At 68.2% G+C, this 24,032-nt stretch carries 16 protein-coding genes and 4 tRNA genes; 6 read left to right on the top strand and 14 right to left on the bottom strand.

Annotation, left to right across the window (positions count from 1 at the left end):
• Positions 1-105: 105 nt before the first annotated feature.
• The 6 genes from AB0G47_RS32845 to AB0G47_RS32820 all read right to left on the bottom strand — a co-directional run bounded on the left by AB0G47_RS32845 (position 106) and on the right by AB0G47_RS32820 (position 8,996).
• Positions 106-981, bottom strand: a complete 876-nt coding sequence (locus AB0G47_RS32845) for a hypothetical protein (RefSeq protein ID WP_360777409.1) — start codon at positions 979-981, stop codon at positions 106-108.
• A 938-nt stretch (positions 982-1,919) separates the two neighbouring features.
• Complete coding sequence (locus tag AB0G47_RS32840; RefSeq protein ID WP_360777407.1) at positions 1,920-2,399, bottom strand: hypothetical protein; 480 nt, start codon at positions 2,397-2,399, stop codon at positions 1,920-1,922.
• Complete coding sequence (locus tag AB0G47_RS32835; protein WP_360777405.1) at positions 2,396-6,901, bottom strand: DUF6531 domain-containing protein; 4,506 nt, start codon at positions 6,899-6,901, stop codon at positions 2,396-2,398. The genes AB0G47_RS32840 and AB0G47_RS32835 overlap by 4 nt, the downstream gene beginning before the upstream one ends.
• A gap of 7 nt (positions 6,902-6,908) precedes the next feature.
• Positions 6,909-7,220, bottom strand: a complete 312-nt coding sequence (locus AB0G47_RS32830) for a hypothetical protein (RefSeq protein WP_360777403.1) — start codon at positions 7,218-7,220, stop codon at positions 6,909-6,911.
• Positions 7,221-7,284: 64 nt separating this feature from the next.
• On the bottom strand, positions 7,285-8,355 hold the full coding sequence (locus AB0G47_RS32825; RefSeq protein WP_360777462.1) for a hypothetical protein: 1,071 nt from the start codon (positions 8,353-8,355) through the stop codon (positions 7,285-7,287).
• Entirely contained in the window at positions 8,343-8,996 is a 654-nt protein-coding gene (locus AB0G47_RS32820) for a hypothetical protein (protein WP_360777401.1), read from the bottom strand. The genes AB0G47_RS32825 and AB0G47_RS32820 overlap by 13 nt, the downstream gene beginning before the upstream one ends.
• Before the next feature lie 283 nt (positions 8,997-9,279).
• Here AB0G47_RS32820 and AB0G47_RS32815 point away from each other — a divergent pair, with 283 nt between their 5' ends.
• Positions 9,280-9,489 carry an HNH endonuclease signature motif containing protein gene (locus AB0G47_RS32815; RefSeq protein ID WP_360777399.1) on the top strand — a complete coding sequence of 70 codons (210 nt, stop codon included), beginning with the start codon at positions 9,280-9,282 and terminating at the stop codon, positions 9,487-9,489.
• Between the two features lie 881 nt (positions 9,490-10,370).
• Here AB0G47_RS32815 and AB0G47_RS32810 read toward each other — a convergent pair.
• The 5 genes from AB0G47_RS32810 to AB0G47_RS32790 form a co-directional block, all read right to left on the bottom strand.
• A tRNA-Lys gene (locus AB0G47_RS32810) sits at positions 10,371-10,443 on the bottom strand.
• Positions 10,444-10,552: 109 nt separating this feature from the next.
• The gene (locus tag AB0G47_RS32805) at positions 10,553-12,100 is read right to left on the bottom strand and encodes an amino acid permease (protein WP_360777397.1); all 1,548 of its coding nucleotides are present in this window, start codon (positions 12,098-12,100) and stop codon (positions 10,553-10,555) included.
• 122 nt (positions 12,101-12,222) lie between these two features.
• On the bottom strand, positions 12,223-14,502 hold the full coding sequence (locus AB0G47_RS32800; RefSeq protein WP_360777395.1) for a DEAD/DEAH box helicase: 2,280 nt from the start codon (positions 14,500-14,502) through the stop codon (positions 12,223-12,225).
• Between the two features lie 301 nt (positions 14,503-14,803).
• Positions 14,804-15,373, bottom strand: a complete 570-nt coding sequence (locus tag AB0G47_RS32795) for a hypothetical protein (protein ID WP_360777393.1) — start codon at positions 15,371-15,373, stop codon at positions 14,804-14,806.
• Positions 15,374-15,461: 88 nt separating this feature from the next.
• Entirely contained in the window at positions 15,462-15,812 is a 351-nt protein-coding gene (locus tag AB0G47_RS32790) for a metallopeptidase family protein (protein ID WP_360777391.1), read from the bottom strand.
• Positions 15,813-15,896: 84 nt separating this feature from the next.
• Between AB0G47_RS32790 and AB0G47_RS32785 the strand changes: the two genes are divergently transcribed.
• The 4 genes from AB0G47_RS32785 to AB0G47_RS32770 all read left to right on the top strand — a co-directional run bounded on the left by AB0G47_RS32785 (position 15,897) and on the right by AB0G47_RS32770 (position 17,829).
• On the top strand, positions 15,897-17,465 hold the full coding sequence (locus tag AB0G47_RS32785; RefSeq protein ID WP_360777389.1) for a metallophosphoesterase: 1,569 nt from the start codon (positions 15,897-15,899) through the stop codon (positions 17,463-17,465).
• 79 nt (positions 17,466-17,544) lie between these two features.
• Positions 17,545-17,617, top strand: a tRNA-Glu gene (locus tag AB0G47_RS32780).
• A 39-nt stretch (positions 17,618-17,656) separates the two neighbouring features.
• Positions 17,657-17,731 (top strand) — tRNA-Asp (locus tag AB0G47_RS32775).
• Between the two features lie 24 nt (positions 17,732-17,755).
• A tRNA-Phe gene (locus AB0G47_RS32770) sits at positions 17,756-17,829 on the top strand.
• 56 nt (positions 17,830-17,885) lie between these two features.
• Here the strand turns inward: AB0G47_RS32770 and AB0G47_RS32765 are convergent.
• The 3 genes from AB0G47_RS32765 to AB0G47_RS32755 are packed head-to-tail and all read right to left on the bottom strand — an operon-like array spanning position 17,886 to position 19,902.
• Positions 17,886-18,734, bottom strand: a complete 849-nt coding sequence (locus tag AB0G47_RS32765; RefSeq protein ID WP_360777387.1) for a cytochrome c biogenesis CcdA family protein — start codon at positions 18,732-18,734, stop codon at positions 17,886-17,888.
• On the bottom strand, positions 18,731-19,492 hold the full coding sequence (locus AB0G47_RS32760) for a thioredoxin domain-containing protein (protein WP_360777385.1): 762 nt from the start codon (positions 19,490-19,492) through the stop codon (positions 18,731-18,733). Before AB0G47_RS32760 ends, AB0G47_RS32765 begins: the two co-directional genes overlap by 4 nt.
• A gap of 38 nt (positions 19,493-19,530) precedes the next feature.
• Complete coding sequence (locus AB0G47_RS32755) at positions 19,531-19,902, bottom strand: hypothetical protein (protein ID WP_360777384.1); 372 nt, start codon at positions 19,900-19,902, stop codon at positions 19,531-19,533.
• A gap of 84 nt (positions 19,903-19,986) precedes the next feature.
• On the opposite strand from AB0G47_RS32755, the gene hrpA reads away from it, so the two are divergent.
• Positions 19,987-23,964 carry an ATP-dependent RNA helicase HrpA gene (gene hrpA, locus AB0G47_RS32750; protein ID WP_360777382.1) on the top strand — a complete coding sequence of 1,326 codons (3,978 nt, stop codon included), beginning with the start codon at positions 19,987-19,989 and terminating at the stop codon, positions 23,962-23,964.
• Positions 23,965-24,032 lie beyond the last annotated feature (68 nt).

Below are 24,032 nucleotides of genomic sequence, written 5' to 3'. Positions count from 1 at the left end.
CACGTGGGCGGTTGGGAGGCTTGGGGCTCACCCCAGAGTGGCTGTCTAAGGCCGTGGAGCCGACCGTCGGAGCGAACGCCTTGAACCCGTGAAGAAGAGTTCTACTCAGGCACCATCGTCAGTGCTGAGGGCGGTGCGCAACTCAGTCTTGGCTGCGATGACGAAGCGCACTTCTGCTTCTTCGAGTCGGTGCACGGCATCCCCGTACTGATCGCTGACAGCTGGAGGGCGAGGTGAGTGCCCCGCTTGGAGGAGGTAGAGGTCGTCGTCCGTGAGCCCTGTGCGAGCCAGCGCTGGGGCAGAGCTCTCGAGCGTCCTGTTCGCATCTCGCCGTTCCTGATCGCGCTGCTCGCCAGTCATGTTTCGCGATCGGAGCGGGCTGGCCTCAAAGGTATGGCTCAGTCGGGTGAGAGCCCCAAGTACGGCGTGTGCGGCGGACACGACTTGCTCTTCGGGGTGGTCCATAGCCCTCAGGAGTTTGGCGTGCGCCCGAGAGAACTCCGCTTGTCGGCCGTATATGGGCACCAACTTGCCCAGCTCGATGACCATGGAGGCGGCAGGAGCAGCTACAGCATCTGGGCCTTCGAGCTCAATGATCGTTTGTGCCTCCTTGAGGGATCTGAAGGAGCTGCTGAGCTCGGATCTCAGGGATGCAAACGCCTCATCGGTTGTAGCTTCCCCCGCTTCCTCGGTGCTGCGTTCCCCCGCTTCCCGCGTCTGGTGAGCGGCCAGCAGGAACGTGGCATAAGCCTCCCGCTGGATAGCCCGACGCCACTGCTTGTGAGCCGCAAATGCAGTCGCATGAACGGCGTCGAGGGCCGCCTCGTAGCTGGCCTCCGCTTGGGCTATGCCTGCACGGGCTGTCTCCTCGGCAGTGCGCAACGCGCCGCGCATCTGCCAGCGACCGATGATCAGCGCGCTTGGAATTCCTAGGGCGGTGACTGCGGCCGCTGCGATCGCTCCTACGCCTTGCAGATCCATGACCTAGATCTTGGCTCAGAGGTGGGCTCCGCAAGGAGACCTTGGACCATCTCCCAGTGACCGGCCACTACATCGCCTTGGGTGTTGGCCGTGCTCACGGCAGACCGGCGGCGTAGCCATGGACGGCGTCTTCAAGCGGGGACCGCAGCGGTCACACAGATAGACACGTGCACGGAAACAGGTGAGCCGCCTAGGGATGCTCCTAGGCGGCTCACCTGGTGTTTCAGCGGCCAGTCCGGCGTGACGATCGGATATCCAAGTCCCGGAAGCGATGTTCGGGACCTACTTGTCCGGCGATGAGGGCATCGGATGCTCCATACAGCGGCTCCGTATCACGCGGGGCGCAGCTGAAGCGGGGGATTCGTATGGCGTCGTTCGACTTACGTCTGGAGCATCGGGCTGTCCGGCTATGGGCGCGCCACAGGCTCTGGCTCAGGAGATCCGGCCAGCAGCGTGGCTGGGCCGGGGTTCGGAGAAGAGGGCTGGATGGGCCGTCTGAGTCGCGTAGAACCACCGTGCCACCCACCGGGGGACGAGACCCCACCCCTGGGGAAGCCGGTCCACCACGCTCGTTGGCGTCATCTCTCGCAGCCGGTCGAGCAGCTTGCCCGAACTGCCCTGCGCCCACAGCAACCGTCGACGCTTCACCGCTGCGACGGCGCTCCTGACCGGAGCAGCTAGCCGACGGCCGGTCCGTTGTCGCGCACTCTGGGTCATGTCCCACGCGGTGCCCACGAGCATCCAGACGACGATCCCGCCGATTACTATCCACAGTTCCACGCAAGGCAGTCTCGCCCATCCCACTGATGCCACGGCCGCAGTCTTCAACTGAGTCCACTGGACGAGACGTTGAAGGGTTCCGCTGGCGACGCCTCGGGTCCTCCCGAAACCACCGCATTCGGGCAATGCATATAGCCGTCCGAGCGGGAGACGCTTAACTACCATTGCCTCTTTCTTGGTTTCACCCAGAAGCCCGCAAAGAAGTAGATCCACCAGGCAGGGTTAATGAAGTTGATCCAGTTCTTTCTGTTCTTGAGATGACGTTCCCAGTAGGCGTCTTGCTCTTCCACAGAGCCAACAAGCCTGGCCGGGCAGCGGCCAAATGTCGGAACCAGGTCGCGGGTTGTCGACGGAAGCCACATGTGCAGAACGTAGACCATCCAGCCGCCATGAGATTTGGAGAGCCCTGACGGCCTGACATCAACTCGCGCACCATTACAGCAGATGGCCACATGCTTCGCGGCCAGCTCTGTTCGCATGGATCGCAGCGCCTGGAAGACATTGTCTCCGCTAGCCGTTGATTCGACTCCATCGGGTGATTCCAGGCGCAGACTCCAGGGGCCATCGCCTTCGACCACCATCTTCCATTCGACTTCCTGGCCGTCAAGTTGGACGTAGACTGGAATTTCTTCATTCATGGCCTGTATCCCGGATTCTCGATGATCTCACCCGTGCGCATTGCGTAGCGCCATCGTTCCGCGCGGACGATATTGCTCGGATCGATGTTCCGGTAAATAACTTCCCGTTCAGTCGGGAAACCGGTCCCGCGTATCCAAGATCGGATCGCACCGCCCAATGACCGGTTCACGTCGACACCGTACCCGTTTCCGCGAATCTCGTATACCCACGTGCCACGACCACGGGATGCCTGCGGGAAGACACCGGCCTGCTTGGCGCTCTTACTGGTGCCTACCCAGTTCGACGGCGTGTCGTGGAGCGCGTACTGGCCGATATCTTCATTGGTGCCCTTCGGATGGAAGCCTTTCTTGAATATCTCGAAGGGATGTCGCATATCTCCGCGGAACACGCGTCCCGGATTGATCACGGCTCTGAGGCGGACGTTGAAACTGTCCGCCACGCTTTGCCGACAGGGCGCAAGCCCCTCGGGGTCAGTCGCCGCCAGCGGGTTGTGGACGTAAGTGAGGGGGTTGGGGGCCGGCGAGAGGCCGAGAGGGTCGGGGCTGGTGTATCGGGCGGTGGTGGGGTCGTAGTGGCGGTGGTGGTTGTAGTGGAGGGCGGTTTCCGCGTCGGCGTACTGACCGGGGAACCGAAGCGGTGTGTACGCGGTGGCGTCGCTGTTCCAGGTGGTGGAGCCCCACAGAGTGGTCTGCGTGTGCCAGGCGATGTCTCCGTGCTCATCGACGAGTTCGGTGGGGGTTCCGACCAGGTCGGTGACGATCGCGTAGAAGCGAGCGTCGACCTCTTCCTGCGGGGAGGACGGCGTGAGCTTGCGCTCGATCTGGGTCAGGGGGCGATAGCCCTCGTGGTCCCAGGTGAGGACGGTTCCGGTGGCGGGGTCGTGCTGTTCGGCCAGGACGGGGCCGTCCCAGGCGAAGTGGAGGGACTCTCTGGGGGTTTGACCGTCGTCTGCCATGCGGTGCTTGGCCGTGCGGCGGCCCAGGGGGTCGTAGGTGTAGGTCCACACCGTGCCGTCTGGGGTAGTGCAGGATGTCAGGCGGTCTTCCGCATCCCAGGTGTAATGCCATACGTCTGGGGTGCGGGACAGGCGTGCCTTGCGGCGGCGGGTGATGCGACCTGCGGCGTCGTATTCGTAGTGAATCTGCCCGGCTGAGCGGAGGCGAGTGCCGGCGTAAGTGCGTTCACCGCGCGCTTCGGCATCGGGTGAGCGGTCCGGCCAGTGTGCTTGGGTCTGGTTGCCTGCGCTGTCGTATGCGTAGGTCTCGCTCCAACCGTCCGCAGTGACCGCGGTCGGGCGCCCCACCGGGTCAACGTTGAAGCGCTGTGCGGTCCCGGTGAGTTGGTCGGTGATCTGGGAGAGATGGCCGTCCACGCGGTAGTCGTAGGAGCGCCGACGGAGGGTGCCCCGGGCAGTGGTGACGGAATGACTGGTGAGGCGGCCCAGCTGGTCCCAGGCGGAGGCGAGAGTCACGTGGTCCGAGACCGTACTCAGGGTGCGTTCGCGTTCACGGCCGAGCTCGTCGTGGGTGAAGTTGAGTGTGTGGCCGTGCACCGCCAGTTGGGTGCGGTTTCCCGTCGCGTCGTAGGACAGATGTGTGACAGCGCCAGAGGGGGTGGTGCGCGAGGCGCGCTGGCCCAAGGCGTCGTAGGTGTAGCAAGTGGAGCGGCCGTCCACCGTTTCGGAGAGCACTTGGCCCAGGAGGTCGTGCTCCCGCGTCAGCGTCGAGGAAGGGGAAGTCGCGGCGGTAAGGAGACCTGTCGCGTCGTACTCGAACCGGGTCGTGGCGCCCTTGGCGGTCTTGGCCGTGAGGTTGCCGAGTGCGTCGTAGGTATGGGTGATTCGATCGCCCAATGGCGTGGTTCGCGCGAGCAGTTGGCCGACGGCGTCCAGTTCGTAGTGCTGTTCTCTGCCGTCGAAATCAGACTCAGCGACGAGCCGACCTGCTGCGTCATAGGTGTAGTTCCAAGTCAGGCCCTGAGGGTTGGTGACCTGGGTGACGTGCAGCTCGGTGTCGTGGGTGAATTCATAACGCGCTCCGTCCGGGCCGGTGCGGGCGGTCAGCAGGTCGAAGTGGGTGTACTCGAAGTGGGAGACCGCACCCGTGGTGTCGGTGTGGCTGGTGCAGTTCCCTTCGCCGTCGTAGGTCCACGACTCGGTGGCGCCGTCCGGGGAGATGCGTCGAGCCAGGTGGCCTTCGGCGGTCCACTCCTGGCGGATCGTCGCTCCGGTGGCATTCGTGATCGCGGTCGGCCTGCCGAAGGGGTCCCGCTCGTAGCGGGTCTCCGCGCCCAGTGCGTCAGTGATCGAAATCGGGAGCCCGGCTGCGTCGCAGTGGATCGTCGTGGTGTTGCCCAGTGGATCGATCACAGCGGTGGGGCGGCCGGCGGCGTCGTAAGTGAAGCGGGTCGTCTGCCCAGCCGGGTCGGTGACCGCCGTACGGTTGCCGCGCTCGTCGCATTCCTGCCGCCAGACGGCGCCGGTGGGGCCGTGCACCGCTGTGGGCAGGCCGAGGCCGTCGTACTCTGTCCGCTCCTCGAGTCCGTCTGCTCGCCTGATCGACACGAGGCGCCCGTTCTCGTCGTAGGAGAAGCGGGTGGTCCGGCCGAGTGGATCAGTGACGGCAACCAGCTGGTGCAGGTCGTCCCATTCCTGGTGTACGGACTGCCCGTGAGGATTCGTCTCGCGTATGAGGCGGCTGGCCTCGTTGTGCTCGTAGCGGGTGCGGTTGCCCAGCGAGTCGGTGACCGTGGTGGTACGCGTCGCGTCGTCGTAGACAAGAGTGCCGGTGAGGAAGCCGTCACTGCCTTCCGTGCGGACGACCCTGCCCTGGTCGTCGTAGGTGTAGTGGTAGGCCGTGTTGTTGCGGTCGGTCCAGGAAGTGATGCGGCCGACTTCGTCGTAGGTGAAACGCAGTGGGAGCCCGGAGGAGTTGGTGACCTCGGTGAGGTGACCCTTGTCGTTGTAACCGTAGGAAACCAACAGCGTGCCCGTGCTGTCCCAGGGCTGGTCCGAGCCGAGCAAGCGAACGGCGCTGATCCGCGGCAGATCGGGGTGGCAGTCGAGCTTGAGCCGGTAACCGCCGCTGTGGACGAGCCCAATGGGAGTGCCGTCAGGCTCGTAGTGGATGGTGATCCGTTGCCCGTTGCGGTCAACGATCGCCTGCAGGGGTAGGTCGACCGCTTCTCCGTCCGCCGTGGGGTGCGGTGTGTGGAAGACGTACCCGAGCCCGGATACCGGATCAGTGATACGCAGGGCGCCGTCGACCTCGGTGTCCCAGGTGAGAGGCAGTTGCCCCCCAGCTTCGGGGAGAACCGGGCCGTCCGTGTCCGGGTGCAGCCGGGGGTAGATCAAGCGGGCGCCGTCGGGCGCGGCGTAGATGAAGCCGTCGTCGTCGGCCTGCAGGCGCTGATCGAGGGTCGAGGCCCAGGACTGCCCGAACCAGCCGCCCCACCGGTAAGAGGAGACGTGGGTGCGTTCCAGGATCAGCGGCAGGGCGGCCTGGAGCTCGACGTCGGTCTGTGGCAGCAGCATGTCGCCGGTGGCCACGTCGATCGGGTCGCGGGCGCACTTCTTGAGCAGGGACCGGATGGAGGCAGGGAGCTTTTCCCATTCCGAGGGGCGGAGCTTGAGCCGCGACAGGCCGGAGCCGTCCAGCTTCAATGCTCTGCCGAGCTTGGCGAGTTCGCTGGGCTTGAGTTTGCCGAGGCCCTTGCCGAGAGCTTTGCCCAGGGCTCCCGCGCCGACGCCGAAGGCGGCGCCGGTGGCCAGCAGCTCGGCCAGCTTGCCCGGATCCTTGAAGGCGCCAGGATCTTGCAGGGCAGCGTCGAAGGCGGAGAACTTCATGCCCTGGCCCGCGAGTTTGCCGATCCTGGCGATCGTCTTGATCTCTCCGAGGGCCTTCAGCGCCCGCTCCAGGCCGCGGATCGCCTCCAGGACGGTGCGGATGACCGAGGCCATGCGGGTGCCGGACTTCTCGATCCGGGCGATCAGCGCCACTACCTTCGCGGCCCGCGCACCAGCAGCAAGGCTGCCGGCGATCGCGGAGAGGCCGCCGGTCAGCACAGACAGGGCCAGGCCCGCGATCTCGAACTCGACGATCTCCGCGAGGATCACGCCTATCTCGGTGAGGAGTTCGTGGGCCTCGTCGGCGAAGTCGTCCAACGCCTTGGCACCGTCGCGCAGCGAGTCGGCCATGTTCGTGGCCTGCGTGCGGGATGCCTTGGCCCGCTTGTGGAGGGCCTTGGCAGCTTTGCCCTCCCACTCCAGGTCATTGAGCGCCGTCTCGGCGTCGCGGGCGGCAGCGTCGAGTCCCTTGGCCAGGGCCCGCCATTGCTTGGCTATCTCGCGGATGCCGTCAGGATCGACGGCCGGATCGGTGATCCCGAGGAACTCCAGACCGCTGGCGAGGGTGTCGCCGAAGGCGTGGTTGGCCTTGTTGATCCACTTCAGCGGGTTGAGATCTCCGGCATCGAGGTCGCCGGGGATGATGTCGAAGCCCATGTACAGCTCAGCCCTTCTTGGCGCGGGCCGCGGCCGTCAGCAGGACGTCCAACAGGTCGAAGGCGTCGGAGACATCGCCCAGGAACTTCGCCTCGGCCTCCCACTCCTTGTGCAGGTTCTTGGTGAGCTTGGCGATGGTGTCCATGCCGTCCTGAATGTCGTCCTTGGCGCTCATCAGCGAGCCCAGCACCCCGAACGCGGACAGGTCGTGCGAAGCAGCATTGAAATCATGGAGCGGCTTGCGAGTGTGGTGATCCACCTTGCCCAGCGCGGAGGCCGCCTTGTGCAGGGATTCCGCATCCTTCTTCAGGTCCGACATGCTGCCCACCCCCGTGGGTTGAGATAGTTCCGTGCGTGGTGTGCCGAGTGGCCGACGGCCTCGGTCAGCGGTTGATGGACTGGATCTCCTGCACGACGACGTCCTGTTCAGTGCCGAACACGCCATCAGGCAGCTTCTGTTCGCCCTCGACCCCGGTTCCCGTCCAATGGATCTTCCAGGTGACGGTGGCCTTGAGCTGATACGCATCGTCGCCGGACGCCCGCAAGTACGTCACGCCACACGGAGGGGTGTCGCCACTGTTGCCCTTGCTGTATGGCACGCCGATGCGGCCGCCCTCGATCGGGCACTGTCCGGAGGCCGGGTGCAGTTCAGCGTCTGGCGTCCCCGGTTCGATCTTGAGTGCGGCGGGCTCGGCTGTGCTAGTCGCTTCGATCCCGAGCCCGGGAACGGAGGCGGTGACCGACACTGGCTTGAACTCTGCCTTCTCCAGCCACGCCCACGTCGGCAGATTCACCGTCGACTTGTTCTGCGGCTTCAATTCGACCTTCGTACCGGGAACACGAATCTCGGAGTAGGCGAGCTGCGCGAGGATTTCCGGGGTGACGGCCTGCGGAGCGTCAGCGGGAGGTGGGTCCCCCTTGTCGACCCAGAAGGGGATCTTGTCGCAGTCCTGCGCCGCGGGGTCAGCCTCTCGCCCCTCGGTCACGAAGGCACCCCACCAATGCCCCTTGCCGGCTTTGTCCTTGTTGAAGTCCTTGTCGGAGTCGCCGCCCTTGTCGACGTACCGGCCCTGCGTCTCCTTGTCCCACTCTTCGGTGGTCGATGTGCCCATCCACTGGTACCGCATGTAACTCTCAAGTGACTTCGGGGTGTACTTGGGAGCGTAGTAGCAGGCAGGGGGAGTCCACGTTGCGGAAGACGAAGCGACGGGACCGGCGGAGCTGCCCTTTCCGTTCTTCGAGAAGTCGTAGACGATCCCCTTGGCCGACGCCGAGAGGGCGGGACCGCTGGCATCGCCGGAGACGCTGGTGTCGCTTCCCGGCCCGCCACCGAATGAGCCTCCTCCTCCGGGAGGCTTCTGGTCGGCGACGGCGGCAGGCGCCGCGCACAGCCAGGCCGCTCCCGCTACGGCAGCGATCGCGGCGGTACGGAGGAGCCGACTCACGGCTGGCAGCCCGTCGCACCGCGGGTGGATGCCATCTTCATGAGTTCCCAGACCCCCTGCTTGTTCTTCCTGAGCTGAGCGCTGTAGGCGACGTAGCTGTCCTTCGTCACCTTCGTCCGCTTGATCTCGTCCGTCTTGACGTCTCTGCTGAAGCCCTTGCTCTCATCGGCGCAGTATCCGATCGCCGCGCTGTCCTTGGACTTGACCTTCACGTTCCGGTCGAAATAGCGCACCGTCCCGGTGACGGTCCAGCCCGCATCCTTGAACGACTTCGCCCAGTCCCGGGCGGCCACAGCACCCTCGCCCTCGGTGTAGAACTCCAGGGCAGGCAGCTGAGGATCTCCAGCCACGATGGCCATGTTGAGCGCGCGAATCATGTCCGCGTTGTCCCTCAAGACGGCGTCCTTGACGGAATCCCCCGCCCGTTCTGGAGTGAAGGTGAGCTTCACGTCAGATGGCAGCTTGATCTCCGGCCGGTCGATCCCGTCCGCCGACGCGGACGGTGACGGCGATGCCGGCTTCTCGCTGCCCGCCTCAGCGCCGGCGATCTTGTCGTTGTCCTTGCTGTCGTCCGATCCGCCGCAGGCGGTCAGCAACAGGGCGGCGGAGGCCGTGAGCGCGGCCGCCACGCGCCGGGTCGAGCGAGTCACTGTTGTCTCCGGTGAGGTGAGGGTTAACTCGAGCGAAGCAACGCTATCCGTGACCGACTGGTGACGATGAGAGCGGGTCGGGCTTTGGCTGAGACGTACCGGGCATACCTGCTGTTGGCGGCTGCTTTCGCCTGCGTATGGCTTCGCTGCCCGGCTAGGAAACGGCCTGATCCGAACGAAACGGCCGGCTAGCTAGGAGTTCGACGGCGGCTCGGTGCACTGAGTCTGGGCTGCTTCGCGGTTTGCGGCCGACGCTACGCAGGAGCGTGCTGTTCCGGATGGGGTGTTCTCGGGGGCCGCTCGGCTCCGTGCTCTGGTCGGTGTCCGTGGTGGTGCCCGATGTGCCCAGTGCGGCTCGCTCGTCCTCACGGACGTGGTGGACGTGGACCACGTTCAGCCGCTTGCGCTCAGGGGCGAGGACACGGACGGCAACGTTCAACCCGTTTGCCGAGAACGCCACTTGACCAAGAGCGGCGAGGACTTCTCCGGCTAGCGCGGGCGAACCGCATAAGTCAACGCGCCGCCCACCAAGCCGCTCCGCTACTAGTCGCAGTGGTCAGCACCGCCCATACCCATACGGGGATGCGTTGAACGGTCAACCTGAATCCCCCAATGCGTAATTCGAGTTGTGGCCGCGCTTTGTGCTGGTGCTCACACCGTCCGGGCATGGGTGTCCTCCGTGGATTCCCTGTGGGGACTGACGGCTCATCCCACCCGATGAACGGTGCGGCGGGGTAGACGGCGAACCCTGGCGCAGCCTGGCGAATTTGCGCCTACCTGCTCAGTAGCGGTTACCGGCTAGTAGGAAAGTCAAACTCAAACGATCAATGCACCCCCCTCGCGATTGCGCTACCCCGTCTGGAGATGCCGCCCATGCCTCCAAGCCCCCCCGTGCTCGGTACCCGGGCGCCCCGAGCCAACCCGAGCCGACGGACGCTGCGCGACGCACCAAGGAAGCGGAAGCGGCGAGGGGCACGGCCAAGGGATACGGTGGCAGCGCATCCGAGCCCGCTACCTGTACGCCCATCCGTGGTGCGTGCTGTGTTCGCGCACGGCGACGGTTGCCGACCACTTACCCGATTCGCGCCGTTCCCTGGTCGCCAAGGGCGTCAAAGATCCGGACGCGCTCTCTCGGCTCGTCCGCTGTGCACGATGTGCCACAGCCGCGAGACTGGCCTCCCTCGGCATGCGTGATTCCAGCCGTTCCCCGGGCCCGGAAGGCCGAGGTATCCGCTGACGAGAGCCCTGATGATGTCCCGTCCGCTCACGCATCGCTCACGCACGAGCCGGAAAACGAAGAAGCGCCCGAGCCCACCGAAGTGGTCCCGGACGCTCCGTAGCAGGTCAGAGGGGGTTTCCCTCTCCCGCTCTCGGTAGACCGTGTGGGACTCGAACCCACAACCAATGGATTAAAAGTCCACTGCTCTGCCAATTGAGCTAACGGTCCGTGCCGACGCACCCCACGAGCATAGCGGGACGGGCCCCGTCGTCCGATCGGGTATCGCCTCTGGGCCCGTCGCGAGCTTCGCGCCGGGCCCCCGAGCGGGCCGGGACGGTCAGGGATCGGTCTTGGCGGGCGCCCCGGAGCGGGCCGCCTCGCGGGCCAGGGTGCGCTCGTGGTCCGGGTTGAGGAACCAGTGCCTGGCCGATGCAAGCCACCAGGTCGCGGCGAAGCCGAGGACCGTCAGGACCGCGATCGGGGCGTAGTTGAAGGTCTCCCAGGTGACCGGTGAGACCTGCGGGAGCATGAAGAGGACCGTGATCACACCGACCCAGGTCACCGCGACGATGCCGATCGGGCGCGACCAGCGGCCCAAGTGCCAGGGCCCGCGCTCGAATTGGTCGCCCTTGCGCAGCCGCAGGAGGGTCGGGACGACGTACGCGATGTAGAGCCCGATGACGGCGATCGAGGTCACCGCCGCGTACGCCGTGACGTTGATCAGGTACGGAAGTCCGAGCACCAGCGCGCCGAGCGCGGCGAGCCAGACCGCCGCGACGGGGGTGCGCGTACGCGGGTTGACCGTGTGCCAGATGTGCGAGAACGGCAGCGCCCCGTCCCGCGAGAAGGCATAGATCATGCGGGAGTTGGCGGTCACGGACGCCATGCCGCAGAAGAGCTGCGCGCCGATGACGACGAGCAGGAGCAGCTTGCCGGCGGTCGCCCCGAGGGCGTCGAGCAGGATCTGGGCGGGCGGTGCTCCCGTGGCCGACCCCCGCGCACCCTCGTACGACTGGATGGCGAAGGTGAAGCCGAGCAGCAGCACGAAGCCCGCGATCCAGGACGTCCAGATGGAGCGGACGATGCCGCGCGGGCCCGCCGTGGACGCGTCGTGGGTCTCCTCGGTCATGTGCGCGGACGCGTCGTACCCGGTGAAGGTGTACTGGGCCATCAGGAGCCCGATGAGGGCGACGTAGAGGCCGCTGCCCCACCCCGTGTTGTTCACGAACTCCGTGAAGACGAAGGACGCCGACTGGTGCGAGTCCGGCGAGAAGGCGAGCGCGCCGACGATGACCGCGACGCCGATGACGTGCCACCAGACGCTGACGCTGTTGAGCAGCCCGACGATGCGTACGCCGAAGGTGTTCAGGAGTCCGTGCAGTACGAGGATGGCGGCGAAGAGCAGGATCGTGCGCTCCTCGGTGACCTGGAAGTCGAACTGCAGGTTCAGGTACGCGCCCAGGAACGACGCGGCGCCGAAGTCGATGCCCGCGGTGACGGCGACCTGGCCGAGGACGTTGAACCAGCCCGTGAACCACGCCCAGGCGGCCGCCGTGCGGGGCGGCGCGAGGCGGTGCGCCCAGAAGTAGAGTCCGGCCGACGTCGGGTACGCGGAGCAGATCTCCGCCATGGCGAGGCCGACGAAGAGGGTCATCAGGCCGACGCCGACCCAGCCCCAGGTGATCAGGGCCGGGCCGCCGGTGTTCATCCCGAACAGGTACATCGTGAGGCAGCCGGAGAGGACCGAGATGATCGTGAAGGAGACCGCGTAGTTGGAGAACGCGGACATGCGGCGCGCGAGCACTTGGGTGTAGCCGAGCTCGGCCAGGCGCTCCTCGTCGGAGCCGGGTGGTGGTTCGCCGTTCTTTCCGTCAGTGGTCGTCATGCAGCAGCGTTGCCCACGGCAGGGACATGACACACGTCACGTTTGGCATACGGCAGCGGGCCCGCCCCCGAAGGGACGGGCCCGCTGCCGTTCAGTCAGTCACTCGGGCATCAGCCGACGACTCAGCCGTTGCGCTTCCAGCGCGGCTTGTCGTCGCGGCGGCCGAAGGAGCCGGTGCCGGTGCCGGAGCGGTCGCGGTTGAACGCCGGGCGGTCGTGGCCACCGGAGCGGGCGCCGCCGGAGGGGCGGTCGTCGCGGCGGTCACGGTTGAACGGACGGTCGCTGCCGCGGTGGCCGCCGGAGGGGCGGTCGTCACGGCGGAAGGAGCCGCCACGGTCGTCACGGCGGTCGCCGCCACGGAAGCCGCCACGGTCACCGGAGGGACGCTCGTCACGGCGGAAGCCGCCACGGTCGCCCGACGGACGCTCGTCACGGCGGAAGCCGCCACGGTCGCCGGAGGGACGCTCGTCACGGCGGAAGCCACCGCGGTCGCCCGACGGACGGTCGTCGCGACGGAAGCCGCCTTCACGGCGGTCGCCACCACGGAAGCCGGAGCCGCCACGGTCGTCACGACGCTCGAAGGAACGCCCACCACGGTCGCCACCCTCACGACGGTCGCCGCCACGGAAGCCACCCTCACGACGGTCGCCGCCACGGAAGCCGGAGCCACCGCGGTCGTCACGACGCTCGAAGGAACGGCCACCGCGGTCGTCGCGGCGCTCACGCTCGTAGTTGCCGCGCTCGTCGCGCTGCGGACGGCGGTTCTCGTACGAGGAGGAACGCTCCTCCCGCACCGGGGCGGCCTGCTCGGGCACCGAGACAGCGGCCTCGACGGCGGCCTCGGCAGCGGCGGCGGCCTCGGCCACCGCGGCCTCCGGGTCCTCACCGCGCTCGCGGGCGGCACGCGCGGTGAGGCGGGCGGCCTCCTCGCGCAGCTCGGTCGCGCGGCGCTGGGCGCGCTCCAGCTCCTTGGTGAGGTCCTTGACCTCACGCTCGGCCTGGGTCGCCGCGTTGCCCGCGGAGTCGGCCTGCACCTCGGTCATGGAGCGGGCGCCGGTGATCTCGGCGACCTCCGGCTCGAAGGCGCCGCCACCGTTGATGATGTGGCGCGAGGCGTCGACGCCCGCGTCCTCCATCAGGCGGAAGATCTGGCGGCGCTGGTGCGGCAGGGACAGCGAGACGACCGTGCCGGAGCGGCCCGCGCGAGCGGTACGGCCGGAGCGGTGCAGGTAGTCCTTGTGGTCGCCGGCCGGGTCCACGTTCAGGACCAGGTCGATGCCGTCGACGTGGATGCCTCGGGCGGCGACGTCGGTGGCGACGAGCGCGTTGACGTAGCCGTCCTTGAAGTCCGCGAGCGTCCGCGTACGGGCGCCCTGCGTCATGCCGCCGTGCAGCGCGTCGGCCTTCACGCCGGACTCGCGCAGCTGCTCGGCGATGCGGTCGGCGCCCAGCTGGGTGCGGACGAAGATGATCGTGCGGCCCTTGCGCGCGGCGATCGCGGCGGTGACCGGCGCCTTGTCGCGGGGCTTCACGATCAGGATGTGGTGCGTCATGGTCGTGACGTTGCCCTGGGCGCTGTCGACCTCGTGCGTCACCGGGTTGTTCAGGTAGCGCTTGACCAGCGTGGAGATCTCGTTCTCCATCGTGGCCGAGAACAGCATGCGCTGGCCGCCGGCCGGGACCTGGTCGAGCAGCTCGGTGACCTCGGGCAGGAAGCCCAGGTCGGACATCTGGTCGGCCTCGTCGAGCACCGCGATCTGGGTGTTCTCGAGCGAGCAGGCGCCGCGGTTGATGATGTCGCGCAGACGGCCCGGCGTGGCGACGAGGATGTCGACACCGCGCTCAAGGGCGTAGATCTGGTTGCCCATGGACGTACCGCCGCAGACGACCTTCATCTTCAGGCCGAGGACGTCGCCGTAGGGCTGGAGGGCGTCGGCGACCTGCATCGCCAGCTCGCGGGTCGGGGTCAGGATGACGCCGCGGGGCTTCTTCTTCTCGGTGTGGCCCTCGGCCAGCTGGGCCAGCATCGGCAGACCGAAGGAGAGGGTCTTGCCGGAGCCGGTGCGGCCGCGGCCCAGGATGTCCTTGCCGGCCAGGGCGTCCGGGATGGTCGCGGCCTGGATCGGGAAGGGGGTGTGCACGCCGTTGCGCGCGAGCTTGCGGACGACACCGTCGGGCAGACCGAGGTCGCCGAAGGTGATCTCGGGCTCGGCGTCGGCGTCGGCCTCGACGGCTTCGGCTTCGGCGTCGGTGGTGACCTCGGTGACGTCCTCGGCCTCGGCGGCCTCGACGATCTCGACGGCCTCGGCGACGGCCTCTACGGCGTCGTTCTCGACGGCCTCGACAGCCTCGACCGTCTCGTTCTCGGGCAGGACGGCGTGGTCAGAACTGAAAATGGACATGCGAAATGCGAAACCTTCCGGAGTCTCGGCACGCGCCCGTCAACTCCGTGATTTCGCAATGGACCGCCTCTATGCGGTCAGCCACGGCAAGGGAGAGTACGCGCCACGCGGCGCTCTTCTGTGTCGGCGCCGGGCAAATGGGATCAAACGATCTACCACCATACGCACCCACCACCCCATAAGGCAAACCGAGCTGTCCGGGGCACCTTCGATTCAAGGCCACACAGCCCGGCTCACCTGCGACGAAGCGGGTTTCGGCCAGCGGCCGATCTACGTCGATCCACCTCCGGAGTACGCCGGTCTACGCGGGCCCGGCCTCCGGAGAGGGCTCCCGCGACACCGGCTCCGTCGACCGCTGCCCGAGCTGGGTGTCCTGCTTGGGCTCCTCGTGCGCCGAGGAGGAGGGCTCCGGGGTGGGCGGCGTGGGCGTCGGCGTGGGGGAGGGCTTCGGCGGGGTCGGCGTCGGCGTGGGGGACGGCTTCGGCGGCTTGGGCTGGGTGGGGCTCGGCCCGCCGCCCTTCGTCGGCGACGCGGTGGCGGCGGCGCTCCCGGACGCGGAGGCGGAGGCCGGGGCCGCGCTGCCCGACGCGGCATCACCCGCGCCGGCGTCCCGCCCCGTGCCCTTGCCCGCCCACTTCCCCTGCCCGTTGCCCTTGGCGTCGCCGTGCCCGCCGCCGGAGCCACCGCCGGCCGAGCCGCTGCCCGGCGAGGCTCCCCCGCCGTCCGGGGCCGCCGCCCCGTCACGCTGCCCCGCGGAACGCGCGGGCCCCGGCGCATCTCGCCCGTCGTCACCGATGCTCATACAGCCCGCGGTCGCCACGACGGCCACCGCTGCCGCGGCCCACCTGACAGGAACGTACAACTGGCGCACGGCCGAGCACCTCCGAGGCGCTGGAAATCGGGACGCCCTGCCCAACTCCCCTGCCCCACAAGAGGACACGGACCGCGCCGCCGTCCCGTCAGCCGTAGCCGAGGGCGTGCAGCCGCTCGTCGTCGATCCCGAAGTGATGAGCGACCTCGTGCACCACGGTGATCTCCGTCTCCGCCACCACGTCCTCGCGCGACTCACACATCCGGAGTGTCGGCCCCCGGTAGATGGTGATGCGGTCGGGCAGCACTCCCGCGTACCACTCGCCCCGGTCGGTCAGCGGAGTTCCCTCGTAGAGCCCGAGCAGCTCGGGATCCTCGGTTGGCGGTTCGTCCTCCACGAACACCGCCACGTTGTCCATCAACCGCGTCAACTCCGGCGGAATCCGGTCGAGCGCCTCGGCGACCAGTTCCTCGAACTCTTCCCGCGTCATCTCCAGCACATCACCCATTGTCGGCCACGGTCCCGCATGGCCACCCGCCGCCGTGGGCATACGGGACCAATGACCCGCGACGTCACAGTCGTCATGCAGGGGATGAAAAGGATCAAGGGCATACGAAGGGCGCCCGCCGCCCTCGTGCGCCACTACCGCGCTCGCCACACGCACCCGGTCGGCGAACTGATCAGCCCTCCGCACCCGTACGGCCGCGCCATCGGCCTGGTCGCGGTCGTCGTGCTCGGCGCATGGCTCGGACTGCTGATCGTGGGCAGCGTGCACGTGCCCGTGGGCCCGATGGACACCCGGATGACGCTGCGCCCTTCGGCGACCGGCGGCACAAAGATCGACGTGTCGCCGCTGGGCGCCCTCGAACTGCGCTCGCACGTCGCGCCCATTCGCCTCGACGTGGACGTCGACCGCCTCGACCCGGTGCGCTCCCAGGCCCTGGTCGACCACCCCGAGCGGATCTCCGGGCTCCAGGACGAGGTGGCGCGGGACGTCGAGCACGGGGCCCTCGATCTGGCCGTACGCTCCTGCGCCGCCGTCGTCTCGGGCGCCACCGCCCTGGGCCTCGCCGTCTACCGCCGACCGCGCCGCGCACTGGCGGCGGGCGGTCTGGCCCTTGCCCTGCTCGCGGCGTCGGGCACGGCGGCGTACGCGACATGGAACCCCAAGTCGGTCCTTGAGCCGAAGTTCTCCGGCCTGCTCAGCAGCGCGCCTTCCGTGGTCGGCAACGCCCGCAGCATCGTGAGCGAATTCGACGTCTACCAACAGGAGTTGGCGCGCCTGGTCACCAACGTGACGAAGCTGTACGACGTGACGTCGACGCTCCCCGCGTACCAGCCGGACCCCACCACGATCCGGGTCCTGCACGTCTCGGACATCCACCTGAACCCCGCGAGCTGGAAGATCATCGCCTCGCTCGTCGAGCAGTACGAGATCAATGTCATCGTCGATTCCGGCGACACGATGGACCACGGCAGCGCGGCGGAGAACGCCTTCCTGGACCCGATCGAGGACTTGGGAGCCCCCTACGTCTGGGTCCGCGGCAACCACGATTCGCGCACCACACAGCGCTATCTGCAGGGCATGAAGAACGTGCACGTCCTGGACGAGGGCCGGGCGGTCTCGGTCGCGGGCCTGCGGTTCGCCGGGACAGGCGATCCGCAGTACACCCCCGACCGCTCGGTCGCGGCCGAGGGCAAGCCCGTCGAGGTGATGGCGGGCATCCGCCTCGCGTCGGCCCTGCGCGACCAGAAGGCGGCGGGCACGCCCGTCGACGTGGCCATCGCCCACAACCCGGACGCGGCGCGCGAGACGGACGGCGAGGTGCCGCTGGTCCTGGCCGGCCATGTCCACCACCAGGAGATGGAGGTCATGGAGGGCGGCACGCGGCTGCGCATCGAAGGCTCGACGGGTGGCAGCGGGCTGCGGGCGGTGGAGGGCAAGTACCCCGACCCGGTCGAGGCATCGGTCCTCTACCTGGACCGCGACACCCGCCGTCTGCAGGCCTGGGACGAGATCAGACTGGGCGGCCTCGGGCTGACGAAGGCGGAGGTCAGCCGCCATCTCCCCAAGGAGAACCAGCCGGGCGCGACGCCGTCGCCGCCCCCTCCGGACCGCTCTCCTGGGAGCGGTTCCCCGGCCCCCCGATAACCGTTTTGGCGATAGCTCCCCGCATCCCATATGCTTCTCACGTCCCCGACGCGCTGCAAAGCGCCCAGGTGGGCCCTTAGCCCTCATCGTCTAGTGGCCCAGGACGCCGCCCTTTCAAGGCGGTAGCACGGGTTCGAATCCCGTTGGGGGCACGCAACACCTTGTGCGAGACTAGTGCTCGCACAACGCTTGGTCCTGTGGAGCAGTTTGGAGTGCTCGCCACCCTGTCAAGGTGGAGGCCGCGGGTTCAAATCCCGTCAGGACCGCTTGCAGTTCTTCTCGAACTGCGTGGCTGGGTAGCTCAGTTGGTACGAGCGATCGCCTGAAAAGCGATAGGTCGCCGGTTCGATCCCGGCCCCAGCCACTTCCCCGAAGGCCCCGTCCAGTGGACGGGGCCTTCGCCGTTCCCTGGCCGGGGGGCTACCCCCGCTCGGCCTCCTCCTTCGCCGCGGCACGCCCCCGCCAGGCCCGTGCCGCGAAGAGCAGGGCGACCAGGACCACCACCCCCGCAATCAGCACGGAGTCCGGCACCGCCCTGCCCACTCCTCCGGCCCAACGCTCCACCGCGAACGAGTCGTCCACGTCGAGGAGGCCCGGCAGCGCCGTGGTCCCGTCGTAGGCGAGGAAGAGCGCCCCGAGGGCCACGAAGAAGAGGCCCGACAGGAGCGAGGTCGTGTGCAGTTCGAAGCGGCCGAGCCGGAAGGCGCGTCCCCGCAGCCACCGCCGCCGCCCCAGGTCGAACCGCTCCCAGAGCAGCGCGAGCAGGAACAGCGGCACGGCCATGCCAAGGGCGTAGACGGCGAGCAGCAGCCCGCCGTAGACCGGGCTGCCGCTGACCGCCGCCACCGTCAGGACGCTGCCCAGGATCGGGCCCGCGCAGAACCCCGCGAGCCCGTACACCGCACCCAGCGCGTACACGGAGAGCGCCGTCGTCGGCCGGATCCGGCCCGAGAGCTCCGCCATCCGCCGCGAGGCGAACCCCATCCCCACGATCTGCAGCACCCCGAGCGCGATGATCAGCCACCCCGCGAACAGGACCAGCTGATCGCGGTGCCCGAAGAAGAACCGCCCGGCGACCGACCCGGCGGCCCCCAGCGGCACGAGCGTCGTCGCGAGCCCGGCGTAGAAGATGCCGGTGCGCGCGAGGAGCCGTGAGGTCGAGTCGATCGAGTACGCGAAGAAGGCCGGCAGGAGCAGCGCGCTGCACGGGCTGACCAGGGCGAGGAGACCGCCAAGGAACGCCGCGAAGTACCCCACATCGGCGGTCACTTCTTGCCCGCCTTCGCGCTCTTCGCCGCCTGCTCGATCGCCTGGTCGAAGACCTCGTCCGGCTGGGCGCCGGAAATGGGCCGCCCGTTGATCAGGAAGGACGGGGTGGACGTGGCCCCCAGGCCGTACGCCTCCTCCTGGTCCTTCTTCACGGCGGCCGTGGCGGCAGCGCTGTGCACGTCGTCCGAGAAGCGGTCGACGTCCTTGACGCCGGCCTCGCGCGCCAGCTCCTCCAGCCGGTCATCGCCGAAGCCCTGCTCCTTCGAGCCCTCCGCGTACGCCGCCTTGTGGAACTGCCAGAAGCGGCCCTGCTTCCCCGCGGCCCACGCGCCCCGCGCGGCCCGCTCGGAGTCCTCGCCGAAGATCGGGAAGTTGCGCCACTCGATGCGCAGGGTGCCCTCGTCGACGTACTTCTTCACCAGGCCGGGCTCGGTGTCGCGGGCGAACTTCCCGCAGTAGCCGCACTTGAAGTCGGCGTACTCGATCATCACGACGGGCGCGTCCGCGCGGCCCTGCGCCAGCGGGTCCTTGGCCTCGCGGCGGGCCAGCTTCGCAAGCTCCGGGTAGACCCCGGCCTGCGGGTCGGCCGAGACGCCCGCCGCGGGCTCCTCCTTGGCGGTGACCGATGAGGGCTCGTCGGGCTTGGTCGCGGTGTAGGAGGCGACGCCGAGCAGCAGGGCGGCGACGGCGACACCCGCGCCGATGGCGATGTTCTTCTTTTTGTTGTTGTTCTTGGGCATCAGGGAGTTCTCTCTCATTCCTGGATACGTCGATGTAGGGGCCCGGGCAGGGGCATCTACACGCGCAGGATCGAGAGATCTATCGGCGACAGCGGCGCGAGCGGCGGCGGACCGCGCTCCGGTGTGAGGGACAGCACCGCCTGGTCGGCGCCCCAGGCACCGGACGCGGCATGGGCCTGGTGGAGGGCCGGAAGCAGTTCGTACGCAGAACTGGAGCGCGCCGGGGCCGCGGGGCCCTGACCGGCGTCCTGCCGACCGCTCTTGCCGCAGCCGGGGGCGCCCGCGGACTCCTTGGCCTGCACGGCCGCCGCGGGCTTCGCCACCTTCGCCGCCGGCTGCGCGGCCACCGCGGGTGCGCAGAACCCGCCGAGCACGACGAGCAGCACCGCCAGCAGGGGGCACCATCGCGTACGCACTCGGGACAACATCCCCGGAATCGTACGTCCCGGGGCGCCCCGGCCGATAAATCGGTTCGCCACCTCCGAGCGGCGGGTGAGATCCTGGACGCCGTTATGTCTACGCAGCCTGCCCTCACCCTCGACACCCTCGCCCCGCGTCTGTCCGAGCTCTCGCTGCGCGATGAGCACCGGATCGGCCGCCGGCTCGAGGGTGCGCGCCGGATCCGCAAGCCCGAGGCCCGCGCCGCCGTCATCGCCGAGATCTCGGCGGAAGTCGACAAGGCCGCGGCGCGGATGGCCGAGCGGGGCAGCCGCCTGCCCGCGATCACGTATCCCGAAGAGCTGCCGGTCAGCCAGAAGAAGGACGACATCGCGGCGGCGATCCGCGACCACCAGGTGGTGATCGTCGCGGGCGAGACGGGCTCGGGCAAGACGACGCAGATCCCCAAGATCTGCATGGAACTCGGCCGCGGCGTGCGCGGCATGATCGGGCACACCCAGCCCCGCCGCATCGCCGCCCGCACGGTCGCCGAGCGCGTGGCCGACGAGCTGAACACCCCGCTGGGCGAGGCGGTCGGCTGGAAGGTCCGCTTCACCGACCAGGTCGGCGGCGACACGTACGTGAAGCTGATGACGGACGGCATCCTGCTGGCCGAGATCCAGACGGACCGCGAGCTGCGCGCGTACGACACGATCATCATCGACGAGGCCCACGAGCGCTCGCTCAACATCGACTTCCTGCTCGGCTATCTCGCCCAGCTGCTTCCCAAGCGCCCGGACCTGAAGGTCGTCATCACCTCGGCGACCATCGACCCGGAGCGGTTCTCCCGGCACTTCGGGGAAGCCCCGATCGTCGAGGTCAGCGGCCGTACGTATCCGGTCGAGGTGCGCTATCGCCCGCTCCTGGAGGAGGACTCCGAGGACACGGACCGCGACCAGATCACCGCGATCACGGACGCAGTCGAGGAGCTCCAGTCGGAAGGCAAGGGCGACATCCTCGTCTTCCTCTCCGGAGAGCGCGAGATCCGCGACACAGCGGACGCGCTCAACAAGAAGAACTACAGATTCACCGAAGTGCTCCCGCTGTACGCCCGGCTCTCGCACGCCGAGCAGCACCGCGTCTTCCAGCAGCACACGGGCCGCAGGATCGTTCTCGCCACGAACGTCGCCGAGACCTCCCTGACGGTCCCGGGCATCAAGTACGTCATCGACCCGGGCACGGCCCGCATCTCCCGCTACAGCCACCGTACGAAGGTGCAGCGGCTGCCCATCGAGGCGATCAGCCAGGCCAGCGCCAACCAGCGCAAGGGCCGTTGCGGCCGTACGTCGGACGGCATCTGCATCCGCCTCTACTCCGAGGACGACTTCGTCTCACGGCCGGAGTTCACGGACGCGGAGATCCTCCGTACGAACCTGGCGAGCGTCATCCTGCAGATGACCGCGGCCGGCCTCGGCGACATCGAGAAGTTCCCCTTCATCGACCCGCCGGACCACCGCAACATCCGCGACGGCGTCCAGCTCCTCCAGGAGCTCGGCGCGCTCGACCCGACGCAGAAGGAAGTACGCAAGCGCCTCACCCCGCAGGGCCGCAAGCTCGCCCAGCTGCCGGTGGACCCGCGCCTTGCCCGGATGGTCCTGGAGGCCGACAAGAACGGCTGCGTACGCGAGGTCATGGTGATCGCGGCGGCGCTCTCCATCCAGGACCCGCGCGAGCGCCCCGCCGAGAAGCAGACGCAGGCGGACCAGCAGCACGCCCGCTTCAAGGACGAGACGTCGGACTTCCTCGCCTTCCTGAACCTGTGGCGGTACGTCCGCGAGCAGCAGAAGGAGCGCGGCTCGTCGTCCTTCCGCCGGATGTGCAAGTCGGAGTACCTGAACTTCCTGCGGATCCGCGAGTGGCAGGACATCTATACGCAGCTGCGTACGGTCGCCAAGCAGATGGGCATCCATCTGAACGAGGACGACGCCCCCGAGCAGCAGGTCCACATCTCCCTCCTCGCCGGTCTCCTCTCCCACATCGGGATGAAGGACGTGAAGGAGTCGAAGGACAGCGATCCCAAGCAGCGCGGCGGGCGGGGCGAGTATCTGGGCGCCCGCAACGCCAAGTTCGCGGTCTTCCCCGGCTCGGCCCTCTTCAAGAAGCCGCCGCGTTTCATCATGTCGGCGGAGCTGGTGGAGACCTCCCGGCTCTGGGCCCGCGTCAACGCGCGCATCGAACCGGAGTGGGTCGAGCCGCTCGCCCAGCACCTCCTGAAGCGCACGTACAGCGAGCCGCACTGGGAGAAGGACCAGGCGGCGGTGATGGCGACCGAGAAGGTCACGCTGTACGGCGTCCCGCTCGTCACCGACCGCAAGGTGAACTACGGCCGCATCGACCCCGAGGTCTCCCGCGACCTGTTCATCCGCAACGCGCTCGTCGAGGGCGACTGGCGCACGCACCACAAGTTCTTCGCCGCCAACCGCAAGCTCCTGACCGAGGTCGAGGAGCTGGAGCACCGGGCCCGTCGCCGCGACATCCTGGTCGACGACGAGACGCTCTTCGACTTCTACGACCAGCGGGTGCCCGAAGAGGTCGTCTCCGGGGCGCACTTCGACTCCTGGTGGAAGAAGAAGCAGCGGGAAGAGCCCGAACTGCTCGACTTCGAGCGCTCGATGCTGATCAACGAGAAGGCGGGGGACGTCTCCAAGGACGACTACCCCGACTCGTGGCGGCAGGGGCAGCTCAAGTTCCGGGTGACGTACCAGTTCGAGCCGGGCGCGGACGCGGACGGCGTGACGGTCCACGTCCCGCTCCAGGTCCTCAACCAGGTCACGGACGAGGGCTTCGACTGGCAGATCCCGGGCCTGCGCGAGGAGGTCGTGATCGAGCTGATCCGCTCCCTGCCGAAGCCGATCCGCCGGCATTACGTTCCGGCTCCCAACTACGCGAAGGCGTTCCTGGAGCGTGCGGTGCCCCTGCAGGAGCCACTGCATGTGACGCTGGCGCGCGAGCTGCAGCGCATGGTCGGCGTCCCCGTCTCACCGGACGACTTCGACCTCACCCGCGTACCGGACCACCTGAAGATCACCTTCCGGATCACCGACGAGCGGCGCAGGAAGCTCGCCGAGGACAAGGACCTGGAGGCCCTCAAGCTCCAGCTCCGCCCGAAGGCCCGCAAGGCCCTCTCCCAGGCGGCTGCCGCGACGGCCGAGCGCAGTGGCGGCGCGGCCGTCGAACGCTCCGGCCTCACGGACTGGTCGATCGGCACCCTCAGCCGCGTCTTCGAGACCCGCCGGGCGGGCCAGCCGGTGAAGGCGTACCCGGCGCTCGTGGACGACGGCTCCGCGGCAGGCACCGTGTCCGTACGCCTCTTCGACACGGAGGCGGAGCAGCAGCAGGCGATGTGGAAGGGCACGCGTCGCCTCATCCTGCGCAACATCCCGGTAAATCCGGCCAAGTTCGCCTCCGACAAGCTGACCAACGCCCAGAAGATCGCCCTGTCCGCGAACCCGCACGGCTCCATCCAGGCGCTCTTCGACGACTGCGCGACGGCCGCCGCGGACAAGCTGATCGGCGACTTCGGAGGTCCCGCCTGGGACGAGGAGTCGTACCGCAAGCTGTACGAGAAGGTGCGCGCCGACATCGTCGACGCGACGGTGCGGACGGTCGGCCAGGTCCAGCAGGTCCTCGCCGCCTGGCAGGCCTGTGAGCGGCGCCTGAAGTCGACGAAGAGCCCGACGCTGCTCGCCAACCTCACGGACGTACGCGCCCAGTTGGACGCGCTGATCCGGCCGGGCTTCGTGACGGCGACGGGGCTGCGCCGGCTGCCGGACCTGATGCGGTACATGGTGGCCGCCGACCGGCGCCTCCAGCAGATGCCGACGAACGTCCAGCGGGACACCTCGCGGATGGAGAAGGTCCACGAGATGCAGGACGAGTACGCCTGGCTCCTGGAGCAGTTGCCGCAGGGCCGCCCCGTGCCCCAGGACGTCCTGGACATCCGCTGGATGATCGAGGAGCTCCGCGTCAGCTACTTCGCGCACGCGCTCGGCACGGCGTACCCGGTCTCGGACAAGCGGATCGTGAAGGCGGTCGACGCGGCCGCGCCGTAGCCCCTCCAGGCGTGACGGGCCCATCGCGCAGCGTGAGTTCGACCGGTGGGCCAGGGCTGCTGTACAGT

This window comes from Streptomyces sp. NPDC021622 (assembly GCF_040640795.1).
In the GTDB taxonomy this organism is placed as follows: domain Bacteria; phylum Actinomycetota; class Actinomycetes; order Streptomycetales; family Streptomycetaceae; genus Streptomyces.
The sequence above is the reverse complement of the archived record's forward strand: the minus strand, read 5'-3'. Positions and strand labels throughout refer to the sequence as shown.

Coding starts and splice junctions, on each gene's coding strand:
- AB0G47_RS32800 (WP_360777395.1), bottom strand. CDS start 14,502: ATGTCCATTTTCAGTTCTGACCACGCCGTCCTGCCCGAGAACGAGACG.
- AB0G47_RS32785 (WP_360777389.1), top strand. CDS start 15,897: ATGCAGGGGATGAAAAGGATCAAGGGCATACGAAGGGCGCCCGCCGCC.
- AB0G47_RS32755 (WP_360777384.1), bottom strand. CDS start 19,902: ATGTTGTCCCGAGTGCGTACGCGATGGTGCCCCCTGCTGGCGGTGCTG.
- AB0G47_RS32845 (WP_360777409.1), bottom strand. CDS start 981: ATGGATCTGCAAGGCGTAGGAGCGATCGCAGCGGCCGCAGTCACCGCC.
- AB0G47_RS32830 (WP_360777403.1), bottom strand. CDS start 7,220: ATGTCGGACCTGAAGAAGGATGCGGAATCCCTGCACAAGGCGGCCTCC.
- hrpA (WP_360777382.1), top strand. CDS start 19,987: ATGTCTACGCAGCCTGCCCTCACCCTCGACACCCTCGCCCCGCGTCTG.
- AB0G47_RS32805 (WP_360777397.1), bottom strand. CDS start 12,100: ATGACGACCACTGACGGAAAGAACGGCGAACCACCACCCGGCTCCGAC.
- AB0G47_RS32840 (WP_360777407.1), bottom strand. CDS start 2,399: ATGAATGAAGAAATTCCAGTCTACGTCCAACTTGACGGCCAGGAAGTC.
- AB0G47_RS32835 (WP_360777405.1), bottom strand. CDS start 6,901: ATGGGCTTCGACATCATCCCCGGCGACCTCGATGCCGGAGATCTCAAC.
- AB0G47_RS32760 (WP_360777385.1), bottom strand. CDS start 19,492: ATGAGAGAGAACTCCCTGATGCCCAAGAACAACAACAAAAAGAAGAAC.